22 protein-coding genes are annotated in these 22,459 nt (G+C 65.4%); 8 read left to right on the top strand and 14 right to left on the bottom strand.

Features of this window, described 5'->3' with window-relative positions; translation table 11 throughout:
- Genes AC1DSN_RS00175 through AC1DSN_RS00160 form a run of 4 tightly spaced genes read right to left on the bottom strand, consistent with a single transcriptional unit; the run spans position 1 to position 4,562 of the window.
- The gene (locus AC1DSN_RS00175) at positions 1-1,017 is read right to left on the bottom strand and encodes a Csu type fimbrial protein (protein ID WP_477329181.1); all 1,017 of its coding nucleotides are present in this window, start codon (positions 1,015-1,017) and stop codon (positions 1-3) included.
- Positions 1,014-3,296: a fimbria/pilus outer membrane usher protein gene (locus AC1DSN_RS00170; protein ID WP_477329179.1), complete on the bottom strand. Its 2,283-nt coding sequence runs from the start codon at positions 3,294-3,296 to the stop codon at positions 1,014-1,016. Before AC1DSN_RS00170 ends, AC1DSN_RS00175 begins: the two co-directional genes overlap by 4 nt.
- A gap of 25 nt (positions 3,297-3,321) precedes the next feature.
- Positions 3,322-4,035 (bottom strand): fimbrial biogenesis chaperone, encoded by a 714-nt coding sequence (locus AC1DSN_RS00165; RefSeq protein WP_477293831.1) that lies wholly within the window; start codon positions 4,033-4,035, stop codon positions 3,322-3,324.
- Between the two features lie 23 nt (positions 4,036-4,058).
- Positions 4,059-4,562 carry a Csu type fimbrial protein gene (locus AC1DSN_RS00160; protein ID WP_477293828.1) on the bottom strand — a complete coding sequence of 168 codons (504 nt, stop codon included), beginning with the start codon at positions 4,560-4,562 and terminating at the stop codon, positions 4,059-4,061.
- A 310-nt stretch (positions 4,563-4,872) separates the two neighbouring features.
- Here AC1DSN_RS00160 and AC1DSN_RS00155 point away from each other — a divergent pair, with 310 nt between their 5' ends.
- The 5 genes from AC1DSN_RS00155 to AC1DSN_RS00135 are packed head-to-tail and all read left to right on the top strand — an operon-like array spanning position 4,873 to position 8,914.
- Entirely contained in the window at positions 4,873-5,250 is a 378-nt protein-coding gene (locus AC1DSN_RS00155) for a hypothetical protein (RefSeq protein WP_477293826.1), read from the top strand.
- Positions 5,247-5,441 (top strand): helix-turn-helix transcriptional regulator, encoded by a 195-nt coding sequence (locus AC1DSN_RS00150; RefSeq protein ID WP_213949257.1) that lies wholly within the window; start codon positions 5,247-5,249, stop codon positions 5,439-5,441. Before AC1DSN_RS00155 ends, AC1DSN_RS00150 begins: the two co-directional genes overlap by 4 nt.
- Before the next feature lie 4 nt (positions 5,442-5,445).
- Positions 5,446-7,011, top strand: coding sequence for an alpha/beta fold hydrolase (locus tag AC1DSN_RS00145; protein ID WP_477329177.1), 1,566 nt, complete (start codon positions 5,446-5,448; stop codon positions 7,009-7,011).
- A complete protein-coding gene (locus tag AC1DSN_RS00140; RefSeq protein WP_477293822.1) occupies positions 7,008-7,742 on the top strand; it encodes an ABC transporter ATP-binding protein in 735 nt (244 codons plus the stop codon). Before AC1DSN_RS00145 ends, AC1DSN_RS00140 begins: the two co-directional genes overlap by 4 nt.
- A complete protein-coding gene (locus tag AC1DSN_RS00135; protein WP_477293820.1) occupies positions 7,739-8,914 on the top strand; it encodes an ABC transporter permease in 1,176 nt (391 codons plus the stop codon). The genes AC1DSN_RS00140 and AC1DSN_RS00135 overlap by 4 nt, the downstream gene beginning before the upstream one ends.
- A gap of 7 nt (positions 8,915-8,921) precedes the next feature.
- Here AC1DSN_RS00135 and AC1DSN_RS00130 read toward each other — a convergent pair whose 3' ends face one another.
- Positions 8,922-11,036, bottom strand: coding sequence for a TonB-dependent receptor family protein (locus tag AC1DSN_RS00130; protein WP_477293818.1), 2,115 nt, complete (start codon positions 11,034-11,036; stop codon positions 8,922-8,924).
- A gap of 175 nt (positions 11,037-11,211) precedes the next feature.
- On the opposite strand from AC1DSN_RS00130, the gene AC1DSN_RS00125 reads away from it, so the two are divergent.
- On the top strand, positions 11,212-12,063 hold the full coding sequence (locus AC1DSN_RS00125; RefSeq protein WP_477293816.1) for a class I SAM-dependent methyltransferase: 852 nt from the start codon (positions 11,212-11,214) through the stop codon (positions 12,061-12,063).
- A gap of 1 nt (position 12,064) precedes the next feature.
- The gene (locus tag AC1DSN_RS00120; RefSeq protein ID WP_477329175.1) at positions 12,065-12,613 is read left to right on the top strand and encodes a pseudouridine synthase; all 549 of its coding nucleotides are present in this window, start codon (positions 12,065-12,067) and stop codon (positions 12,611-12,613) included.
- Between the two features lie 89 nt (positions 12,614-12,702).
- On the opposite strand, the gene dgoD is transcribed toward AC1DSN_RS00120, so the two are convergent.
- From dgoD to AC1DSN_RS00080, 8 genes are read right to left on the bottom strand one after another with little or no spacing between them, the layout of a single operon-like run.
- Positions 12,703-13,854 carry a galactonate dehydratase gene (gene dgoD, locus AC1DSN_RS00115; RefSeq protein WP_213949264.1) on the bottom strand — a complete coding sequence of 384 codons (1,152 nt, stop codon included), beginning with the start codon at positions 13,852-13,854 and terminating at the stop codon, positions 12,703-12,705.
- Positions 13,855-13,856: 2 nt separating this feature from the next.
- Positions 13,857-14,468, bottom strand: a complete 612-nt coding sequence (locus AC1DSN_RS00110; protein ID WP_477293951.1) for a 2-dehydro-3-deoxy-6-phosphogalactonate aldolase — start codon at positions 14,466-14,468, stop codon at positions 13,857-13,859.
- A gap of 1 nt (position 14,469) precedes the next feature.
- Positions 14,470-15,282 carry an SDR family oxidoreductase gene (locus tag AC1DSN_RS00105; RefSeq protein WP_477293949.1) on the bottom strand — a complete coding sequence of 271 codons (813 nt, stop codon included), beginning with the start codon at positions 15,280-15,282 and terminating at the stop codon, positions 14,470-14,472.
- On the bottom strand, positions 15,279-16,175 hold the full coding sequence (locus AC1DSN_RS00100; RefSeq protein WP_213949265.1) for an SMP-30/gluconolactonase/LRE family protein: 897 nt from the start codon (positions 16,173-16,175) through the stop codon (positions 15,279-15,281). The genes AC1DSN_RS00105 and AC1DSN_RS00100 overlap by 4 nt, the downstream gene beginning before the upstream one ends.
- A complete protein-coding gene (gene araH, locus AC1DSN_RS00095) occupies positions 16,175-17,179 on the bottom strand; it encodes an L-arabinose ABC transporter permease AraH (RefSeq protein ID WP_213949266.1) in 1,005 nt (334 codons plus the stop codon). The genes AC1DSN_RS00100 and araH overlap by 1 nt, the downstream gene beginning before the upstream one ends.
- A gap of 3 nt (positions 17,180-17,182) precedes the next feature.
- Entirely contained in the window at positions 17,183-18,709 is a 1,527-nt protein-coding gene (gene araG / locus AC1DSN_RS00090) for an L-arabinose ABC transporter ATP-binding protein AraG (protein WP_063571168.1), read from the bottom strand.
- 2 nt (positions 18,710-18,711) lie between these two features.
- A complete protein-coding gene (locus AC1DSN_RS00085; protein ID WP_063571167.1) occupies positions 18,712-19,704 on the bottom strand; it encodes an arabinose ABC transporter substrate-binding protein in 993 nt (330 codons plus the stop codon).
- A 29-nt stretch (positions 19,705-19,733) separates the two neighbouring features.
- Positions 19,734-20,732 (bottom strand): 2-dehydro-3-deoxygalactonokinase, encoded by a 999-nt coding sequence (locus tag AC1DSN_RS00080; RefSeq protein WP_213949267.1) that lies wholly within the window; start codon positions 20,730-20,732, stop codon positions 19,734-19,736.
- 104 nt (positions 20,733-20,836) lie between these two features.
- Between AC1DSN_RS00080 and AC1DSN_RS00075 the strand changes: the two genes are divergently transcribed.
- Positions 20,837-21,715 carry a LysR substrate-binding domain-containing protein gene (locus tag AC1DSN_RS00075; RefSeq protein WP_063571165.1) on the top strand — a complete coding sequence of 293 codons (879 nt, stop codon included), beginning with the start codon at positions 20,837-20,839 and terminating at the stop codon, positions 21,713-21,715.
- 111 nt (positions 21,716-21,826) lie between these two features.
- On the opposite strand, the gene AC1DSN_RS00070 is transcribed toward AC1DSN_RS00075, so the two are convergent.
- A complete protein-coding gene (locus AC1DSN_RS00070; protein WP_063571164.1) occupies positions 21,827-22,441 on the bottom strand; it encodes a DedA family protein in 615 nt (204 codons plus the stop codon).
- Positions 22,442-22,459: the final 18 nt, after the last annotated feature.

The raw sequence follows: 22,459 nt of genomic DNA, 5'->3' as shown, positions 1-22,459 counted from the left end.
TCAGTACGTGACGGTCACCATGATGATGTCGCTGTAGATGGCCGCCCTGGCGGCGGCCTGTGCCGGAACCCGGCCGTACACCGTCATGGTCTGCTCACTGCCTGAGCCGGTGCCGGTTGCCGTGTCGGTGTTCAGCGTGCTTCCCCAATGCAGTGTGCGCTGGGAGTCACGATAGAGGTCATATGTCACGAAACCGCTTCCGGATGACATTCGCCGCGTGGTACCGAGGGCATTCTGTCCATTGTCGAGACCGACCTGATACGCCGCACGGTTGGTGCAGGTCATGCGCACCAGGGAGGTCTTGTCGGTGGCCGTCTTCAGCAATCCGGACACGCTGCCAAAATCCAGGTCGGTCGCCGTGCCCACGGTGCACTTCGCCGAGACGGACGCTGTGATGCCCACCGAAGGTGCGGTCACGGTGATCGGACCACCCGTGCCGCCGGCTTGGCAGGTGGTCGGTGCCACACCCAGGCTGAGCAATGCCTCGTTGTAGCTGTAGGTCAGCGCATTGCTGGTGAGTGCACTGGCCAGGGTGGCAGCATAGCTACCGGGCGAGAGATTCGATTGAATGGCAGGTACGCGGCCATAGATCGTCAGGTTTCCGGACACCGCCGCGCCGTTGGACAGGATGCCGATGCTCATGTTGAAGGTTCGTGCGGTGTAGGTGGCGTTGGCGACCGTGCCCCAGGCCGTCGTGCGCGTCGAATCCTTGTAGAGCTGGTACTGCATCCGGTCGCCACTGGGGTCGATCATCGTGCGTGGCGACAGGTTGCCAAGGTCATCGGCACCCAGGCTGGCGCACGCTGTGACGTAGGTGCCGTAGAGGGCACCCAACAGGCCGTTATACGTGCAGCTGTAATTGAGCGTGGCGGTAGTGTCGACGAAGCTTCCCGTCGGGTCCACGGTGCCGAACGCCACGTTGGTGATACTGGTGACCGTGCACGTCGTGGTCGCTTCGGCGCGTCGCGATCCGCACAGCGCCGCCAGGGTGATGAGCAGGAGCGCCAGCCATTTCATGGCACCGTCGTCCGGCAGACCAAAGGCCCGATCAGTGGCAGGTTGCGTGCGCTGGCCGGGTAGGTGAGCGACGCGGCACAGTGGTGGCCATCTGGCAGGCTGACGTGAAGATCCGTGTTTCCGTGGAGGTTGTCGAGGTAGACCATGCCGTCATAGCCGACATAGGCAGGCGGCTCATCGTCGGCGTTGACCACGGAGCCCACGGGCAACGGCATGCCGTTTTCGTCGACCAGGATCGCCGAGGCCGCTCGTACGCGCTTCACCGGAAAACGGACGACAACGCCGGAGCGGTCCGACGGCGCGACGATGCTCTCGACGCGCTGCACGCGATCGTCGGCAGGCAGGTCGAGCGGATCGATGGCGAGGCGGTTGTCCTGATAGGCATTGAGGCGGGACACCAGAAGCAGCCCGTTGCTGTCCGTGACTCCCGTACGTCGGTTCTCGAGCAGCACGGGAATATCCGGCGTACCCTCGGTGCTGACCAGGGCGAAGGCATCGTCGATGCGCCGCGCGGCGAACGCATGGCCACCCATCAGTACGACAGCGCCGTTGGCATCCGCGTAGCTATACGACGACGGCCCGACATTGCTCGCGCCCACCGTCAGCTGACCGCGGTTGCCGAGCCAACCCAGTTCGGCGAGGCCACCGCCGTCACTTCCGCTGCGCCCCTGGACATGCCAGCCGAACCCGCCGTCACCGTCGACCGGCCGGCTCGCGTCCACGGTCGCGAAGGTCTGGTCGCGGTCGCGTTGTGCCGAGACACTCCACGTGGCGAGCTGGTCGAGCGACATGGTGACGCCGAGGAAGATGCTACGGTCGCTGGACGCGTCCAGGTTCTGGTTGTAGCTGAGATTGACCGACACACCGCGGCCGAGATTGCGCAGCACGAACAAACCTGCATAGCGCGAGGCGGATTGCCCCGCGTAGCGCAGTCGAACGAAGTTCGCGCCGAAGCTGGATTCACGTACGTTGAAGCCGATGAGTGCACGGTCGCTGGTGCGGGGCGGCGGTGAACCATAATTCGAAGCGACGTCACGATAGCTGGCGTCGCTGCGCACGGTGTCCAGTGAGGCGTTCACATAACGCCCCGTCCAGGCATAGCCAAAACCGTACTGCGAACCACCACCGCGCGAGCCCGCCATCGAGGCGTTGAGAATGGTGGCGCCCGCCGGATTCCATACCGCACCCACGCCGGCGGTGCCGCGGCCATCACCTGCTTCGGCATGCGTCTCCAGCGTCAAGGTATCGGTCACGCCGTGGCGCCAGGTGGCACTTCCGATCGGCGCGGTCCCGTATTCGAACGACGCGATGCCGTATGCCTCGCGCACGGTACCCACTTCGACGGACCAGTCGTCCAGGCCACCGCGGAGCAACTGGCGCGCGGAATAGAAAGGGAACGTCACCGTGCTGCTGCGTCCGAGCGCATCGGTAAGGACCACCTGGGCCTGGCCGGACTGATCCACTCCCGGCACCGCGGTAAGCTGGAACGGGCCCGCCGGGACGCGACCGTTGTATTGGCGGATGCCGTCGACATAAAGCTCCACCGCCGAGGGAGCGGTGGCCTGGCCGAAGAACTGCGGCAGCGGCGTAGTCACCCGATACGGCTGCAGCCCGAAATCGGTGCCGAAGCCGATACCGCCGATCCGCGTCGCGCGCGTCCAGGAGAGATAGCCCGTGAAGGTGTCACCGATCGTCAGGGCCAGCGACTGCGCGGGAAACGCGAGCCGCCACTGCGTGTCCAGGCGCACGGTGTCACCTTGCCAGCCTTGTCCGGGCGTCTGGTAGCGTCGAGTCAGTTCGGTGCTGCTCAATACGCCGAGGCCGTCGCTGAAGGCGCGCAGTTCGGTCAGGGCGCTGACGTTGCCGAATCCACCGCCTTCGGCGGCATAAATATCGTAATTGAGCAGCACGCCGGTCCCGCTGGTGGGCGGCGTGGCGCTGCGTTCGGCCTTGTTGAGGATCTGCCGTGGGAGGTTGAGCTGGTCCAGAGGCGCATCCACGGTGACGCGTTGCTGGCCTACGTCGTAGGTGTAGTGAAGTCCGGGAATGTCGGGCAGGCAACGTTCGTCGTCACCCGGGGCAAGAGCGAAGCCGATGCTGCGCAGGTCGGTGGCCGTGGCGCAGAGTGCTTCACCGCGGCGAGTGAAGTGGACGAGGCGCTCGGTCGCGCTGCCATTGAGCACCACCTCGAGGTAAAGCTCTTCGCCCACCAGGCGCACGCGTGGCTGCACGGTCGCCGGCGGTGGCACCGGGTCGGCATCCTTCGCTGTGGCGTGCATGGTGGCGGCGTCCAGCACGAGGAGGCTAGCGGCCGTCCGGGTCCACGACCAACGTCGACTCGGACGTTTCACCATTGATCCTCGCCTTGATCGCGCCATCCGTCGGAGAGGCGCCTTGCGGCAGATGCCAGCTCATGGTGCTGCCAGGCAGCGCGTAGCCCACCAGGCCGGCAAGGAGCACCGTGTGTTTTCCCTCCGCACCACGCCATACAACGTCGGCGATTTGCGCATGGCCGTTTCCTGCGTTGCTGACGCGCAACATCGGGCCGTCGGGTGCGTTGTCCCAGCTCGCCTGCAGCGCCACCTTCACGGGAGGGTCGCCCACGGGCGCCAGGAAGACGGGTAGGGAGTAGCGAAGGATGAACTTCAGCCCCGGGCGATCGCCCGCATCGATCGGCAGCTCGTCGACGATGACCCGGTACGACGCCTCGGTTGCCGGGGGCGCAGGCACCTGCCGGATAACGCGCACCATCTGCCGGTCGCCCGGAGCGATGGTGACCATGGGCGGGCTCACGACAAGATCGCGCGAGGGCTCGAGCACATCCTTGCCGTCGATTTGCGACCAGTGGAAAACGCGCACCTGTGCGTGTACAGGCTCGCTGCCTGTATTGGTCAGCCACAGTGCGTCCGCTTGCGCGGTGCTGGCCAGACGCAGGCCGATCGGTGAAACCTGCAGGCCGCTCGCCGGTGCCGGAGGCACGAGCAGAAACGCTGCGGCCAGCGCGCAGGCTATTGCCACGCGTCGTGGCCACGGGCACACCGTCAGTACGTGATCGTGGCGGTGATGACGTCGGCGTACGAACCCGCCGGGAAGTTCGTGGTGGGGACGCGACCGTAGACCGGTACCGTCTGGACCGTGCCCGTGCCCGTGCCGGCGTAGATGTTGCCACCGGTGCCGGTGGTGCTGCCCCAGATGTCCGCTGCCGTGCGCGTGGCCAGGCGGTACAGCTGGTAGGGTACCTGCGCGGTGCCGCTGCTCATCTTCCGGGTGTTCGCGTCTGTCCCGTTCTGCCCGTTGTCCAGTGAGATCGTGTACGGCGAGCTCGGCGTGCAATTGACGTTGAGGGCGCCCTGGTTGTCGACATTCGTCGCCGTGGACGGTTGCGTGCCGAAGTTCACGTCGGTGGGTGCGGTCGTGCTGATGTCGCACGCGGTGGTGATGGTGATGCGGACATTGAACGTGGTGGTGGCGGTCGCGGCCTGGGCGCCGCCCGACGCAAGGCCGAGGCCGATCAGTGCAGACGTGGTGAGCAGACGGAAGTTCATGGTGGATCTCCTGTGACGTGTGTCCGTCGGCTGCAAGGATCGGGGGACGGAAGTCGTCACGCGTGTGAATTCCGGCGGTCGCTGCCGTATCGACTTAGCGATGCCGAATCAGCCTAGCGTTGTGTCAAGGATGCTTGACATGGCCGGGCGTTCGGCCCAGGATGATGTCAAGCGTGCTTGACACGCTGCCTGGTCATCTGGAGGTTCGTCATGTCGTACCGCGTCGCTTTCCGACTCGCCGCGCTCGCTCCGGCCGCCCACCATGCGCACTGATTGGTGGACTGGCATGCGCCCGGTACACAGGCGCTATATGCGAGAGTTTTTTCCGGCCATGCTTGCTTACGTCATCGTTCTCCTCCTCTCGACGGAGTGGCTCAGGACCCTGGAAGGTACGGCTGCCCGTGCGGTTGTCACGCTGCTGCCGGTACTCCCGATCGCGTTCGTCATCCGAGCCATGGTTCGTGTGATCCGCGACCAGGACGAGTTCGAACGCCGAATCGACCTCGAAGCAGTTGCCCTGGCTGGGGGCATTGGGGGGTTCGGTTTCTTTACCTACGGCATGCTGCTTAGTGCGAAGGTCGTTGCCGCGCCGCCGGCAGAAGCGATCGCCATCTGGGTGCTTCCCGTGTTGATTGCCTGCTTCGGCATATGCAAATGTGCTGTCCGGGTTCATTACCGCAGCCGATGAAAAACAGCGTTCGCGAACTACGTACCGCGCTGGGCTGGTCGCAGGCCGACCTCGGCGAGAGGCTCGATGTTTCCCGGCAGACGGTGAACGCGATCGAGACCGGCAAGTACGATCCGAGCCTGCCGCTCGCCTTCAAGATCGCGGCGCTCTTCGCGCTTTCGATCGAATCCATTTTTACGCCCGAGGCCTGACGGTATGAAACGCGCGCAACGTATCGCCATCCTTCTCGTTATCGTCGCGGGGGCTTTCGCCACCCGGCAGCTCATGCGCAAACCGGTCGCTGACGGCGCGGAAAAGCCCGTCGCCGCCGTTCCCGCCGCCACGCGTCCGGCGCCGCCGCGCGTGTGGAAACTCGGCTCACTCGAGCTTCGCCCCTGCGAGCTGGCGCAACCTCATTCGGGAACCTCGGTGGCCGCCTGGTGTGCGCCGTTCGACGTGCCGGAGGATCGCGAGCACCCCGAGGCTCGCAAGCTCAAGATGCGCCTTGCCGTCATCCGCAGCAGCGCCCAGGTGCCGGCGGACGACATGGTCGCCTTCATCGCAGGTGGCCCGGGCCAGTCGGCAGCGGAGAGCTACCCAGCGATCGCGCCGGCCATGGCACCGCTGCTCGCCCATCGCAACGTGCTCCTGCTCGACCAGCGCGGTACCGGCGGCTCGCATCCGCTGAGCTGTCGTGACGACGAGCCCGGTGCGCCCGACGGCGCGTCGGCGGCGCATGGCTCCGACGCGGATGTGGTCCGCAAGGAAACCCGCCAGTGCCTCGACCAGCTCTCGCCGGGTGCCGACGTGCGCTTCTACACCACGACGGACGCCGTCGCCGATCTCGAAGAGGCACGCCACGCGCTCGGCTCGCCGAAGTTCGATCTGCTCGGCGTGTCCTACGGCACGCGCGTGGCCCAGCAGTACGCCATGCGTCATCCCGAGGGTCTGCGTACTCTGATCCTCGATGGTATTGCGCCGAACCAGCTTGTCCTTGGCGAGGACTTCGCCGTGAACCTCGACGCCGCCCTGAAAGCCCAGTTCGCTCGCTGCGATGCGGACAGCGCCTGCCATGCACGCTTCAGTGATCCCTACCAGACCCTGTTCCAGCTTCGCGACGCCCTGCGCGCCAATCCGCACAAGGTCAGCTTCCGCGATCCGCAGAACTACGCTTCCGTGCAACGCGTGCTGAGCGAGCATGCCCTGGCCACGGTCGTCCGCATGTTTGCCTATTCACCGGAAACCGCGGCACTGCTGCCTCTCTCGATCGACGCCGCCGCGCATGGCGACGTCGGTCCCTTGCTGGGGCAGGCCAAGCTGCTCACGGGTGACCTGGGCGACACCATGGACGGCGGCATGCAGTACTCGGTCATTTGTTCCGAAGACGCGGACCTGCTCACGTCGCGCCCGCAGGACAAGGACACGATCCTCGGTGACGGCATGATCGAGGCGTTCCGCGCCGCCTGTTCGGTCTGGCCGCACGGCAAGCGTCCGGCGGATTTTCACCAGCCCTTGAAGAGTCCGGTGCCGGCCTTGCTGATGTCCGGTGAGTTCGATCCGGTCACACCATCGCGCTACGGCGAACAGGTACTCGAAGGCTTGCCCAACGGCCGCCACTTTGTCCTCAAGGGGCAGGGACACAACGTCGTCGCGCGCGGCTGCATGCCGCGCCTGCTCGATCAGTTCATCGACAGCGCCAACGCGAAGTCCCTCGACGCGCGTTGCCTCGACCGTCTCGCACCGCTGCCGGTGTTCGTCGGATTCAACGGAGCCACGCCATGATCGAAGTCAGGGACCTGCACAAGGCCTTCGGTGACGTACGCGCCGTCAACGGCGTGAGCTTCACCGCGCGCGATGGCGAGATTACCGGCCTGCTCGGCCCGAATGGCGCCGGCAAGACCACGACGCTGCGGATGCTCTATACCTTGATGAAGCCCGACGCCGGCCAGGTCCTCGTCGACGGCGTCGACGCCTATACCGACGCCCTTGCCGTGCGCCGTCGTCTCGGCGTACTGCCCGACGCTCGCGGGCTCTACAAGCGACTCACCGCCGCCGAGAACATCGATTACTTTGGCAAGCTGCATGGCATGGAGCCGGCGCTGCTGGCGCGACGCCGCGAAGCCCTGATCGACGGCCTGGACATGCGCGACATCGCCACCCGCCGCACCGAAGGCTTCTCGCAGGGCCAGCGGGTGAAGACGGCCATCGCCCGCGCGCTCGTCCACGATCCTCGCAACGTGCTTCTCGACGAACCCACGAACGGCCTGGACGTCATGGCCACGCGGGCCATGCGACGCTTCATGCGGCAGTTGAAGGACGAGGGTCGCTGCGTGCTTTTCTCCAGTCACATCATGCAGGAGGTTGCCGCCCTCTGTGATCGCATCGTGGTGATCGCGCATGGCCGCGTCGTTGCCGACGAAACCCCTGCCGCACTTCTCGCGCAGACCGGCGAGAGCAGTCTCGAGGATGCCTTCGTGAAGATCATCGGTACCGACGAGGGCCTCGCCGCATGAGCGCCTTCACCGCCGTCTACTGGAAGGAAGTACGCGAGAACCTCCGCGACCGTCGCACGCTCATCAACGCCCTGGTGACCGGGCCGCTGCTCGGGCCGGTCATGTTCATCATGCTGATGAACGTGACGATCAACCGCGAGATCGCCAAGGCCGATCGCCCCATCGCCGTGCCCGTGATCGGTGCCGAGCTGGCGCCGAACCTCGTGGCGGCGCTGAAGAGTGCAGGCATCGACGCACAGCCGGCGCTGGCCGATCCCGAGAACGCCATCCGCGAACAGCGCACCGACATCGTCGTACGCATCTCGCCTGATTACGCGAAGGCCTGGAACAAGGGTCAGACGGTACAGGTGGAGTTGATCTACGACTCGTCGCGACGGGACGCCTCCACGCCTGTGATGCGCGTGCGCGGTGTCGTCGAGAGCTACGGTCGGCGCGAGGGTGCCATGCGCCTGATCGCACGCGGGCTGTCGCCTTCCACGGCGTGGCCGGTGCAGGTGGCCGATCGCGACCAGGCCACCTCGCAGTCTCGCTCGGGACTGATGTTCTCCTTCCTGCCGTACTTCTTCGTGCTCACCGTGTTCCTCGGCGGCATGTACCTCGCCATCGACCTGACGGCGGGCGAGCGCGAGCGGCAATCGCTGGAGCCCTTGTTCGTCAATCCGGTCGCACGCTGGAAAATCCTTGCCGGCAAACTCGCGGCGATCTGCACGTTCTCGCTGGTCAGCCTGCTGCTTACCGTCGGCGCCTTCATGACGGCACCGTGGTTCATTCCGACCGAGAAGCTCGGCATCGCGCTGGATCTGGGCTGGCGTTTCAGCGGTCAGGTCATCGTGCTGATGCTGCCGCTGATCCTGCTGCTGGCCGCGTTGCAGTCGCTGGTCTCGGCCTTCGCCAAGAGCTATCGCGAAGCGCAGACGTATCTGTCGATCCTGATGATCATCCCGATCCTGCCGAGCGTGCTGCTCTCGGTGATTCCCGTGCGTGCCGAGCCGTGGATGTATACGGTTCCACTGCTTGCCCAGAACCTCGGCATCGTGCAGTTGTTGCGCGGCGATGGCGTGCCGGGCTGGCAGCTGGGCTTCTGCCTGGCCGGCGGCTTCGTGGCGGCGGTGTTGGCGGTGTGGGGCGCCGCCATGCTCTACCGTTCCGAACGTCTCGCCATCTCCGGCTGACCGGGAATCATCGCCAGGTCAGGTCCACGCCGACCAGAAAGCTTCGGCCGGGAGCCGGTTCGTAATAGCGGCCGTTGCCGTCGTTGACGATGACCGAGCCGATCACGTGCCGATCGGCAAGGTTGTCCACGCGGGCGAAGGTGTTCACGCGCCACGGGCCCTGGTCGAATACATAACCACCGGAGAGACCGAACAAGGCATAGCCCGGCGCGGACTCCGTGCCGAGGTCGTTGACTGACGTCGATCCCATCGTCTGCACGTCGAAGGTGCCCTGCAAGCCACGATCGCCGCCGTACTTCAGTGCGGCGTAGCCGGTGGAGCGCGGTGCGCCCGGGATGCGTGTGCCGGCGGGAACCGGCGTGTCGGGCGCGCCGCAGCCGGTGGACACGCAGGTGAGGAACGGCGTGCGGAAGCTGGCCTGGAGGTGCGTATACGACGCAACGAAATGGACATCGCGGGCGAGTTCGGTGTTGAAGGACGCTTCGATGCCCTGGCGACGTGACCGCGCGATGTTCTGGTAAGTCGTCCTGCCTCCGATATTGGTCGCCACCGCCAGTTCGTTATCGCTGTCCGCACGGAACAAGGCGATGCCCGCCTGTGTCTTGTCGGAGGGTTGCAGCTTGATGCCCACCTCCTCGTTATGCGACCGCGAGGGCTGCAGGTTGAACGCGAGGCCCGGCCCATTGTCGGCGCGGTAGCCGATTTCAGAGAACGTCGGCGTTTCGAATCCACGGCCCCAGTTGGCGTACACGTGCGCCCAGGACGCCGCGCGCCAGAGCACGCCGAAGACAGGCGTGGTGGCACTGTACGACTGCGTGCCGCTGTCATCGGGATTCCCCGCCACGATGTAGCGGTCTGTCGAGCTGAAGTGCACGTCGCTGTGCCGTACGCCTCCCATGAGCGTCCAGTCCTCCGCCACGCGCCATGTCGCTTGGGCGTACTGGTCGAAGTCGAACACACGGTCGATCTCGTCGCGGCGCAGGTCGCCGCGAACACCGAGGGTGTCCCCCTCGAAATTGTTGTAGCCAAGGCGATGCTGGTGCTGGTTGTCGTAGGCGATGCCCGTGGCTATCTCGAACGGACGCCCTGCCAGGGTGTTGCTCCAGGTCCAGCGCGCATCGCCACCACCGTACTGGCTGGTGAGATCCACCACGCCGCCGGAGTTGCCCGGCTGGGACACCTGAGTGGCCTTGGGAATGGAGAGGTACTGGGTGATGTCGCGCTGGCCGTAGTAGGTCATCACGCGCAGGCTGTTCGACTCGTCGATGCGCTGGGCGTAGATCAGACCGGCCTGCTGCTGGTTCGCCGACTTGCGCGTGTCGTAGGTGTCGGCCGCCGAGGCGACCTGTCGCGGGTTCGCCTGGTACTGGGCCCGGGTCAGGCCGAGCGGATCCTGGGCGCCCGGGACGTCCACCGTGTTGAGCACGAGGGTGAGCTTGCGATCGTCGTCGATCTTCCAGCCGAGCTTTGCGTTACCGGACTCGCGCCGGGCTGCGCTGTGATCGCGATACCCGCTGGTGCGGAAGTGGCTGAGGTCCACGTTGTAGTCGACCGGACCCTCGACGCCGCGCGCATTGACCGAGGTGCGGAAGTTGCCGTTGCTGCCGCCGGCGATGCCGACGCGCAGTTCGGGCGGCTCGGTGCCGTCAGCGGTGAACAGCTGGACCACGCCACCCGAGGCATTGCCGTAGAGCGCGGAGAACGGCCCGCGCAATACTTCGACGCGGTCGGCCGAATCGAGGTTGAAGTGCGACACCTGTCCCTGGCCGTCGGGCATCGTGGCCGGGATGCCGTCGGTGTAAAGGCGGATGCCGCGGATACCGAAGGTCGAGCGCGCACCGAAACCACGAATGGATATCTGCTCGTCCTGCGCGTAGTTCTGCCGGTCGCGCGCGACGATGCCCGGGATGGTCTGCAGCCGCTCGGACAGGTTCACGTCGAGGCTGCCGTCCGGAGGTGTGGCCACCACGTCGATCGCCGCGGGGACGTCGTACGGCGTCTGGGCGGTCCGCGTGGCGGTGACCACGACAGGCGCGAGCTTTGGCGCGTCCTGCGCGGTGGCGGCGCCGGCCAGCGCAAGGAGAACAGCGCCAGCCAGCGGGCGTAGAGAGGGGAGTGTCATGCGGGGACCCTGCAGGAGATACGACATGATGCTCAAGAGAGTGTATGCGTTATCTCAAGACCGAAGCTTGTAGCGGGGATCGACCGGTTCGTCGCAAGCACCCATCGCCGCTGAAGCGGCTCCCACAGGGTCGTGCTAGCCTTCCCGCCCACATCCCCTCTACCCCGGTGACGCCATGAAGAAGCTCGCTCTCGCCTGCGCTGGTCTGTTCGGTCTGACCGTCTCGTTTGCTTCCCTGGCGGCCACCGAGGTCGATCAGCCGGCCCAGGCTACGCCGCCGGCCAGTGCCGGGCAGCTCACTGCCTCGCAGTTGGACAAGGCCATCGCCGGCAGCTGGCGCTCGCCGGCGAACAAGGCGCGCGATCAGTACCGTCACCCGAAGGAAATGCTGACCTTCTTCGGCATCCGCCCGGACATGACCGTGATTGAAATCTGGCCGTCCGGCGGCTGGTTCACCGAGATCCTCGCGCCGTTCCTGCATGACAACGGCCATTACATCGGCGTGATCGAAGACGGCTCGAAGGGCATGGCCGCGCTGCAGAAGAAGTTCTCCTTCGCGCCGGCGCAGTACGGCAACGCCAAGCTCGTCGGGGTGAACCACAAGGCGCCCGTGCTCGGTGCGCCGGGCTCGGCCGACATGGTGCTGACCTTCCGCAACGTCCACAACTGGGCCGCGGACGGTACGGCGGAGGCGATGTTCAAGTCGTTCTTCACCGTGCTCAAGCCCGGTGGCGTGCTCGGCGTGGAAGACCACCGTGCCGATGCGGGCAAGAAGCTCGACGACGTGGTCAACTCCGGCTACCTGCCGACCGACTACGTGATCAAGCTCGCCACCGACGCCGGTTTCAAGCTCGATGCGCAGAGCGAGATCAACGCTAACCCGAAGGACGACCACAACCACCCGAAGGGCGTCTGGACGCTGCCGCCTTCGTACGACATGGGTGAGGTCGACAAGGCGAAGTGGACGGCCATCGGCGAGTCTGACCGCATGACCCTGCGCTTCGTGAAGCCCGCCACCGCCAAGTGACATGCTGGTCGCACTGAACAAGCCCTTCGGTGTGCTCTGCCAGTTCACCGACGATGCCGGCCGGCGCACGCTGGCCGACTTCGTTCCGCAGAAAGGCGTGTATGCGGCGGGACGGCTGGATCACGACAGCGAAGGGCTGCTCCTGCTGACCGACGACGGCAAGCTGCAGCATCGCCTTGCCAATCCGACGCACAAGCAGCCGAAGACGTATGTGGTGATGGTCGAGGGGGTTCCCAGCGAGGAAGCCCTCGAGCGGCTGCGTCGCGGCGTCACGCTCAACGATGGGCCGACGTTGCCTGCGGCTGTCGAAGCGATCGACGAACCCGAGTGGTTATGGCCGCGCGATCCGCCCGTGCGGTTTCGCAAGACAGTGCCTGATGCGTGGCTGCGTATCGTGCTGCGCGAGGGGCGCAACCGGCAGGTGCGGCGCATGACGGCCGCCGTTGGGTTGCCGACGCTCCGACTGATTCGCGAGGCGGTGGGCGGCTATCACCTGGATGGTTTGGGGCTGGGGCAAGTGCGCGTCATCGATGCGAACCCTGCTCGGTAGGAGCCGATTCATCGGCGATGGGTGCTCGCGGCAACCTTGCCCGCTGCCGCGGGATCGCCGATGAATCGGCTCCTACACAAAGGCCGTTCTTACCATTCGGCGACCGATCCATCCGGGTGCCGCCACAGCGGATTCCGCCAATCGGCCGCTTCACGGCTGCGCTCGATCACCAGTTCCTCGTTCACTTCGATACCGAGGCCGGGTCCGGTAAACGGCTGCGCGTAGCCGCCATCGTCGAGCTTCAGCGCGTCCTTGTTGAGCACGTAGTCGAGGACTTCGCCGCCCTTGTTGTAATGGATGCCCATGCTCTGTTCCTGCAGCGTGGCATTCCAGCTGACGAAGTCCACATGCAGGCAGGCCGCGAGCGCGATGGGGCCGAGCGGGCAGTGCGGCGCGAGCGCCACGTCGTACGCTTCGGCCATCGCGGCGATCTTCACGCATTCGGTGATGCCACCGGCGTGCGAGAGATCCGGCTGCAGGATGGAAATGCCACCACGTTCGAGCACGTGCTTGAACTCGTAGCGCGAGTACATGCGTTCGCCCGCGGCGATCGGAATGGAGGTCTGCTCGGCGATGCGCGGGTAGTACTCGGCCTGCTCGGCAAGGACGGGTTCTTCGATGAAGAGTGGACGGAAGGGCTCCAGTTCTTTCACCAGCACCTTGGCCATCGGCGCCGAGACGCGGCCATGGAAATCCAGGCCGAACTCGATGGTGTTGCCGAAGGCCTCGCGAATTTCGGCCACGCGCGCGACGGCGGCGTCGACCGCCTTGCTCGAAGCGATGATGCTCAGCTCTTCGCAGCCGTTCATCTTGAACGTGTCGAAGCCGTGCGCCATGCGCTCGCGGATCTGCGCGATGACGTCGGCGGGACGATCGCCGCCGACCCAGCAATAGGTTTTCATGCGGTCACGCACGCGGCCGCCGAGCAGCTCGAACACCGGGGCATTCAGCACCTTGCCCTTGATGTCCCAGAGCGCCTGGTCGATACCGGCGATGGCGCTCATGAACACGGCGCCGCCACGATAGAAGCCACCGCGATACATCGCCTGCCAGAGGTCGTTGATGCGCGAAGGGTCCTTGCCGATGACGAACTCGGAGAGCTCCGACACGGCGGCTTCGACGGTGCGTGCGCGGCCTTCGATGACCGGCTCGCCCCAGCCGACGACACCCTCGTCGGTTTCGACCTTGAGGAACATCCAGCGGGGCGGGACACGGTAGGTGGTGAGCTTGGTGATCTTCATGGTCAGTTCGAGCGATAGGCTTTGACGAAAGCGGCGGCCTGTTCGCGGGTGCGCGAGACGGGCTGGCCGGGCTTGTAGAGGTCGCCGCCCAGGCCCGCGCCGATGCAACCGGCATCGAGGAACTGGCCGAGATTCTCGGGTGTGACACCGCCCACAGCGAGCAGGGGCACATCCGGCGGCAACACCGCCCGGATCGCCTTGATGTACGACGGACCGAGATTGGACGACGGGAACAGCTTGAGCGACTGCGCACCGGCGGCCAGCGCGGCGAACGCTTCGCTCGGCGTCATGAAGCCGATGGCGGTGTAAAGACCGCGGCGCCGTGCATGACGGATGACGTCGGGATCGGTGTTCGGCGTGACCATGAGATGACCGCCCAGGTCGGCAACCTGGCCGGCGAGATCCACGCTGAGTACCGTACCCGCACCGACGAGCGCGCGATCACCGGCTGCGCGCACGGCCAGCGGGATGCTGGTCTGCCAGTCCGGCGAGTTGAGCGGGATCTCGATGGCGTCGAACCCGGCTTCGATCAGTGCTTCGACGTGCTCGACGACATCCTTGGGCGTGATGCCACGCAGGATGGCGATGAGCGGTAGCGCGGTGGGCCAGGCCATATCAGTTCTCGTGGTAAAGCTGTGAGCGGCCGCCGTCGATACGGATATCGGCGGCGTTGATGTAGCGCGCCTCGTCGGAAGCGAGGAAGAGTGCAGTGTAAGCAACTTCTTGCGGTTCGCCGATCCGCTTGTTCGGCAGGATATCCGTCTGGCGTTTCCGTTCCGCGGCGGGATCCGGCGCGGCAGCGAAGCCGGCCTCGGCGATGGCGGTGAGGATAAGGCCCGGCGAGATCGAATTCACGCGGATGCCGCGGGCGGCGTACTCGATGCCCAGTGCCTTGGTCAGGCCGATCAGGCCATGCTTGGCAACGGGATAGGGAAAACAGTGCGGAATGATCTTGTGGCCGTGCACGGATGCGATGTTCACGATGCTGCCGTGACCGACCTCGAGCATGCCCGGCAGGACGGCCCTGGCGCAATTCCAGGCGCCTTTGAGGTCCACGTCGAAGCAACGTGTCCACTCGTCCTCGGTAAGCGACAGCGGGTCGTTGAAGACGTTGATGCCGGCATTGTTGATGAGGACGTCGGGCGGGCCGAACCGTTCCGTGGCCGCGGCGACCATGCGGGCGATGGCTGCGGCGTCGGTCACGTCGGCCTCGAACAACATGGCGTCGTCCGTGTTCAGATCGGCCAGCGTGGCACGTGCCTGCGCGTTGTCCTCAAGCACGTTGAGCACCACTTTCGCGCCATGGGCGGCGAAGAGCTTCGCGGTTGCCGCGCCGATGCCCTGCGTGGCGCCGGTGACGATGGCGACCTTGCCAGCCAGTCGCGGGAGGGGTGTCGTGCGCGGATCGGCTTGTGTCGCAGTACTCATGCCTGGGTTCCTTGCCCGTAGCGGGCCTCTGGCAGCCCGCGCCCTCGCGCCGGCGTACCGATGAATATAGCGCCGTTCAGCGGTTCGGCACGGACGACAGCGTCGTCGAGGCCCTTGCTGGCCGATGTGATGACCAGGCGGTCCAGCGTGGGACCGATGAAGGCCACGCAGCTCGGCTGACGGGCAGGCAGCTCAATGGTCATGTCCACGCGTCCGTCCGGCGCATAGCGCAGGACGCGCGATCCACCCCACTGGGTGTTCCAGACGAAGCCTTCGGCATCGACCGTCGAGCCGTCGGGCTCGAGGCCCTTCTCAAGCTGGACGAACTCGCGAATGTGCTCCACCTCGCCGCTGGCCGCGTCGTAGCGACAGGCCATGATCTTCGCCGTGGGCGAGTCGGTGAAGTACATCGTTTCACCGTCCGGGCTGAAGCAGATGCTGTTGGTGATGGCGGCCTTGGGCAGGGCGAGCCGGGCCAGCTTGCCCTCGCGCGAATACCGCCAGAACGAGGCGACCTGTTCCGGCCCGCGCTCGTTGAGCGTGCCGAAGATCAGGTTGCCGCCGCGATCGCAGCGACCGTCATTGGCGCGCGTACCCGGCAGCTCCGGCTCGATGTCCTCGAGCACCACGAGGGACCCGGCGACACGCGTGTCGAAGCGGGCGAGTTGCTTCTCGAGGGCGAGCAGCAGCACGCCGGGCTCGTCGGTCAGGGCGAAACAGCACAGGCGAGCGGGCAGGCTCGTCTCGGTCGTGGCCCCCGTGGTCGGGTCATACGTGTAGAGCCGCGACGCGCCGATGTCGGTCCAGCGGACCAGGCCCATCAAGTCGTCCCAGATCACGCCTTCGGCGTGGGCCTGTCGATGGGCGGAGAGGGGAATGAAGGTGTCTGTCATCAGCGGGATTGCCTCCGGTTCTTGAGCTGGTCCACCAGCACCGCAATCAGCAGGATCGTGCCGCGGACGAGATACTGGTAGAAGGCGTCGATGTTCATGAGACTCATCGCATTCTGCACAGTGCCCATGATGAGAACGCCAACGAGCACGCCGCTAATGCTCGCACGGCCGCCCATGAGCGACACGCCGCCCAGCACGCAGGCCGAAATCACGTTCAACTCGAAGCCCTGGCCGGCGTTCGGCTGGCCGCTGGTCATGCGCGAGGCGAGGATGATGCCCGCCAGTGCCGCCACCAGGCCCTGGATCAGGAAGATGGCGATGCGTACGCGGTCCACCGAGACACCGGCAAGGCGTGCCGCGTCCGGATTGCCGCCGATCGCGAGGGTATTGCGGCCGTAGATCGTCTTGTTCAGCAGGACACCGAAGACCACGAAGCAGGCCAGGGTGACCCAGACCGGCACAGGCAGGCCGAACAGCTCGGCGCTACCGAGGGTGAAGAAAGCTTCGCTGGTGACACCGACCGCCTGGCCCTGCGAGGTGATGAAGGCGAGGCCGCGGACGATTTCCATGGTCGCCAGCGTCGTGATCAGCGCGTTGATATTGAGCTTGGCGATCACCACGCCGTTGACGAAGCCGATCAGCGCACCGGCGACCAGGCTGGCGGCGATGCCCAGCGCGACACTGCCGGTGGCGTTGGAGACGATGGCGCAGCAGACGCCGGCGAAGGCGACGGTCGAGCCGACCGAAAGATCGAAGTCACGCGAAGCCAGGCAGAACATCATCGTGCAGGCGACCATGCCGATCTGCGAGACCGACAGGGCGAGGCCAACGATGTTGTCCCATGAGAAGAAGTACTGCACCGTGGCGCTCAGCACGCCGAACAGCACGATGAAGATGCCGATGAGGCTGTAATCGTCGACGACGCGCCAGAACATGGCGCGTCGGCGCGCGTCGGGCGTTTCGGCTTGCTTCGCGCCGATAGCGGCGGCGTTGGTCTCGGTCATGGCTCAGGTGTTCCTCATCGGGGTGGCGCTGGCGCCTTCGGGAAGCGCGGCGGCGAGCACGTCCGCCTCGTTCGCCTCGGTACGTTGGAACTGCGCGGTGATCCGGCCACGGCACATGGTGACGACGCGGTCGGACACGCCGAGCACTTCGGGCAGTTCGCTGGAAATGACCACCACGGCCACGCCACGTTCGGCGAGTTCGTAGAGGACGTTATAGATCTCGTTCTTGGCGCCCACGTCGATGCCACGGGTGGGCTCGTCGACAATGAGCACACGCAGGTCTTTCTCAGCCAGCCAGCGCGAGAGCACGGCTTTCTGTTGGTTGCCGCCCGAGAGCAGGCGAATCTCCTGGCGTCGGTTCGGCGTACGAATGCGCAGGCGATCGATATAGGTGTCGGCGACTTTCGCCTCGTTACGGTCGTTGACGAACAGGCCCGCGACGAGGTGGTTGCGCCGCGCGCTGATGTTGATGTTCTCCGATACCGAGCGCACGCCGATGATGCCGTCTTCCTTGCGGTCTTCCGGGCAGAACACCAGGCCATGCTGGATCGAGTCGCGGATATGCGAGGCCTTGATCGCCTCACCGTCCACGTGCACCGCACCCGCGGTGCGCCGGTCCGCGCCATAGATCACGCGCATCACTTCGCTACGACCCGCACCGACGAGGCCGAAGAAGCCGACGATCTCACCCGCCTTCACCTCAAAACTGACCGGTGCCGGGACGGCACGTCCCGTCACGCCCTGCACGGCGAGACGCACCTTGCCGTGTTCGCGCGGTCGGTAACCGAAGATGTCACTGATCTCGCGGCCGACCATGCGCTGCACGAGCTGGTCGCGGGTGACGCCTTCGAGCGTGTCGAAGTCGGCCACCTTGCGGCCGTCGCGGAAGATCGTCGCTGCGTCGCAGAGTTCGAAGATCTCGTCGAGCCGATGCGAGATGTAGATCATCGCCTTGCCCTGCGCACGCAGGTCGCGCACGAGGCGGAAGAGGACTTCGGTCTCGCGGTGGGACAGCGAGCTGGTCGGTTCGTCGAGGGCGAGGATCTTCGCGTCGCGAAGGATCGCCTTGACGATCTCGACCATCTGGCGCTGGCCGATCGAAAGCTGCTTGAGCTTCGCGCGTGGATCGAGATCCACGCCGAGGGCATCGAGTTTCTCGCGGGTCCAGGCGAGCGCCTTGCGGCGGTCGACCAGGCCGAAACGTGTGGGTAGCCGGCCGATCAGCAGGTTCTCCATGACCGAGAGTTCCGGTACGTACTGGAGCTCCTGGTGGATCACTGCCACACCGGAGGCAATGGCGTCGGCGGCCTTGCGGAAATGCTTCGCCTGGCCGTCGATCGCCACCTCGCCCTCGTCGGGGATGTACTCCCCGCCGAGGATTTTCATCATCGTGGACTTGCCTGCCCCGTTCTCACCGAGCAGGCCGTGCACGCTACCGGCGCGCACGGCGAAGCTGACATCACCGAGCGCACGCACGCCCGGAAAGGTCTTCCCGATATGCCGGAATTCCAGGCGTGGTGCGTCGGTCATCGTCAAAGACCCATTTCCTTACGGATTTCGGCGACATTGGCGCGGGTGGTGAGCATGCCGGTGGTCAGGGTGAGCGGCGGCGGAGCCTTGCCGTTCTTGACCCACTCGTACATATTCACCGAGGTCTCATAACCATGACGCTTCGGGCTGATCAGCACGCTGCCGAAGAAACCCGTGGGTTCGGCCTTGGCGAACTCGTTAAGCGCCGACTTGCTGCCGCCGATGCCCACGCCGATCATGTTGTCGGCGCGGAAACCGCGACCTTCCGCGGCACGCACGGCACCGAGCACAGCTTCGTCGTTCAGGCCGAAAGCGATCCAGTGCTTGAACTTCGGGTTCTGCGTGATCGCGATGTTCGCCGCGTTGAACGCGTTCTCGGTATCGGTCTTGGCTTCGGGTGCGTTGATCACGTTGGCCTTGGGGAACCCGGCCGCGGTGAGCGCAGCCACGGCGCCATCGGTGCGGTCCTTGGCTGTGGGCAGCTGGTCGTAGGAGATGCGCAGCGCACCGGTCTCTTCCGGCTTCCAGCCACGCTTCTTCATTTCGGCGGCGATAGCCTGGCCGACCTGCTCACCGATCTTGCTCGCCGAGATGCCCATGTGCGGCACGGCTTCGATCGGCTTGCCGGAACCGTCGATAAGGCGGTCGTCGACCGTCATCAGCTTGAGGTTGTCGATTTTGGCTTTGGCCACGATGGACGGACCGAGCTTCACGTCCGGCGTGCAGATGATGAAACCCTGCGCGTGCTGAGCCTTCAGGTTGTCGATGGCGGTGAGCACCGTGCCACCATCGGGCGCGGCGATCTTGACCAGGGTGAAGCCCTTTTCCTTGGCGGCCTGCTCGGCGTACTTCCACTCGTCCTGGAACCAGGGTTCCTCGGCCTGCTTGACGACAAAACCGATCTTGACCGGCTCATCGGCCGCGAAGGCCGGTGCGGAGGCCATGGCCAGTGCCACGGCAAGGGCGCGTAGGCCCAGGGCAATCTTCATCTTCATGCGTTCCCTCCTCGAATGACTCGTTGTTTTCAGTCGACCAGGCCGCGACGACGGGCAACGGCAATGGCGCCGTATCCCGCAAGGTCGCGCTGTTCGTCATCGCCCAGCACCGTGACGGTGCCGGAGAAGAAATCGTCGCCCTCGACCAGCCGCGCGATCGCTTCGCGCAGGATGGGCTTGCCGCTGACGACGAAGCGTGTACCCGGACTCATCCGGATCGCGCTGGAATTCTTGAGCGTGAGCAGGTCGGAGCCGAGCACGGCGCCGAGCAGGAAGTTCGCGCGCGCGTTGGCGTCGTACACGGCGAACTGGTCGAGGATGCGCACGCTGAAGCAGGCGCGGCCCAGACCGATCTTGTTCGCCGAAGCAGCGCCAGCCAGCAGCATTTCAGGATCGATGCGCTTGGCGAAGCCTTCTTTCAGCGAGCCGGCAAGAATGGTGTCATGCGAGATCACGTGCAGCAGCTCACCCGCCAGCGTGGTCACGCAGCCATCGATGCGGCGGTCCTTGTCGATGCTGACGAACTTCGAATGCGAGCCCGGCAGCACCACCACTGTCGGTTCGTTGAGGCCGAGGCGCTCGACAAGGGCGAACGACTCGACCTCCTCGCCACGCATCATGTCCATCGCTTCGCAGTTGTGCAGGCCGATGTGCTCGACCGCGTTGCGTACGCCGGGAACGAACCAGATCGGCGCATGCCAGACGTTCTCGACACGGTGTTCGCGCATGGCCCTGGCCATATCATCGATCCCTGCCGGGGCCGGTACGTGCGGAATTTCGCACAGCCCGACATTCGAGGTGATCATGCCGGAGGCCACGGCAAGGCCGATATCGGTGCGTTCGAGCTGGGCCGAAACCAGCGCCTCGGCGATGGTTTCGCGGAGGCTATCCTCGAGTTTCTTCGTGCTGCCGGTGATCGCGGTATCGCGCACACCGACCTGCCGCGCGGCCTGCGCGACCACCTCGCCGTCGGTCCAGACGGTGACGCGGGTGTTGGTGGTACCGGTGTCGATGGTGAGGATGTTCATCGCGGGTCCGTTCGAAAGCGCCACGGATGATTGGCGGCACCTGTCGAGACAGGCAAACTAGAATTTCTCCGGGGCTTCCCCAAGTTTTTTTGAATGAGTCCGCAATGAAGCGCTCGTTACCTCTCAACGCCGTGCGAGTCTTCGAACTTGCAGCGCAACATTTGAGCTTCACCAAGGCCGGTGAAGAGCTCTCGTTGACGGCGGCTGCGGTCAGTGCGCAAGTCAAATTGCTTGAGGGGTACCTGGGCACAGCTCTTTTTGTGCGTAGCAACAATCGACTCTCGCTGACCGCCGCCGGGGAGAACTATTTCCCGCGAGTCCGCGACGTTTTTCGTGCGCTGCAACATGCCACCGACCAGGTGATGGGCGAGCGCAATGCCTCGTTGAGGGTCTCCGTACCGCCGACCTTCGGTACGAAATGGCTGGTACCGAGGCTTTTCCGCTTCTTTTCGAGGCACCCCGATATCGCCGTCGAGGTCGTCACCGACGGGGCGGACGAGGCAAGTTGGGACCTCGCTATCGACGATCGCCTGAGCGAAGGGGGTGACCAGTCCATCCTGGCCACCAGTGGATATACCCCCGTCTGCGCGCCGTCCCTCGCCGAGCGCATCCACGGCCCGGCCGACCTCGCCGACCACCTGTTACTGCACGAGCGGCCCGGTCGTCGCGCCGCGTCGGCAGTCAGTTGGGAGCAGTGGTTCGAGCGCGCCGGCCTGGAGACCGCCGTGGTCTCGCGCGACATGGGCTTCGGCGACGGCACGATGATGCTGCAGGCGGCGATCGAAGGGCAGGGCGTGGCGCTGGCGCAGAACCTGCTCGTCGCCTACGACCTCGCCGCAGGTCGACTCGCCGAGCCGTTCCGGATCGATGTGCCGCTTCAGCACACCTACTACCTGGCGATCTCGCGCGACGCGGTATCGCGTGAAGAGACCATGGTGTTCCGCGAGTGGCTGTTCGCCGAAGTGGGCCAGGGCTCTCTGTAGGAGCCGACTCATCGGCGATTGTGGGAGCCGCTTCAGCGGCGATAGCCAGGCCGCCTCAACCCCATCGCCGGCATAGCCGGCTCCCACACAAAGCGGGCTCTCACAAAAGCCTCAGCAGTCCCGAGTCGCCTTCTTGCGGCGCCACCACAACGCGGCGAGCGCGATCAGCGCAGCGGCGATGGCCAGCCAGATGCCGGTCTGTCCACGGTGGATCCACATGGCCAGCCATTCGTGGTTATGCGCACCGAAATAACCCAGGTACACCCACAGCGGCACGCTGATCGCCGCGGCCAGTCCGTCGAGCAGAAGGAAGCGGAAGAAACCCACGCGGTGGGTGGCCCCGGCGGTGATGAACACGGCGGTGCGCATGCCCGGCAGGAAGCGGGCGACGAACATCATGCGGTTGCCGTAGCGCTCGAACTTCTCCTGCACCTTGGCGTAGCGTTCGGGAGTGAGCAGGCGGGCAACGAAGCGCCAGCGCAGGATGCGCGCGCCGAAATGGCGCCCGAGCAGGAACATCGTGGAATCGCCGACCAGCACGCCCGCCATGCCGACGCCGACCATCGTATGGACGTCGCCGTAACCGAGGCCGGTGATGATGCCGCCAGCCACCAGGGTGATGTCTTCCGGCAGGGGCGCCCCTGCTCCGCAGAGCATCAGGGCGAGGAAAACAGCTGCGTAGCCGTTCTGCCCGAAAAGATCGACGAGGTGATTCAATAAATCCATCAGCGACGCGCAAGTCCG

It is taken from the genome of Luteibacter sp. P4_D7_3 (assembly GCF_056401735.1).
Note: the sequence above shows the minus strand (reverse complement) of the source record. Positions and strands in the feature narration are given on the sequence as shown.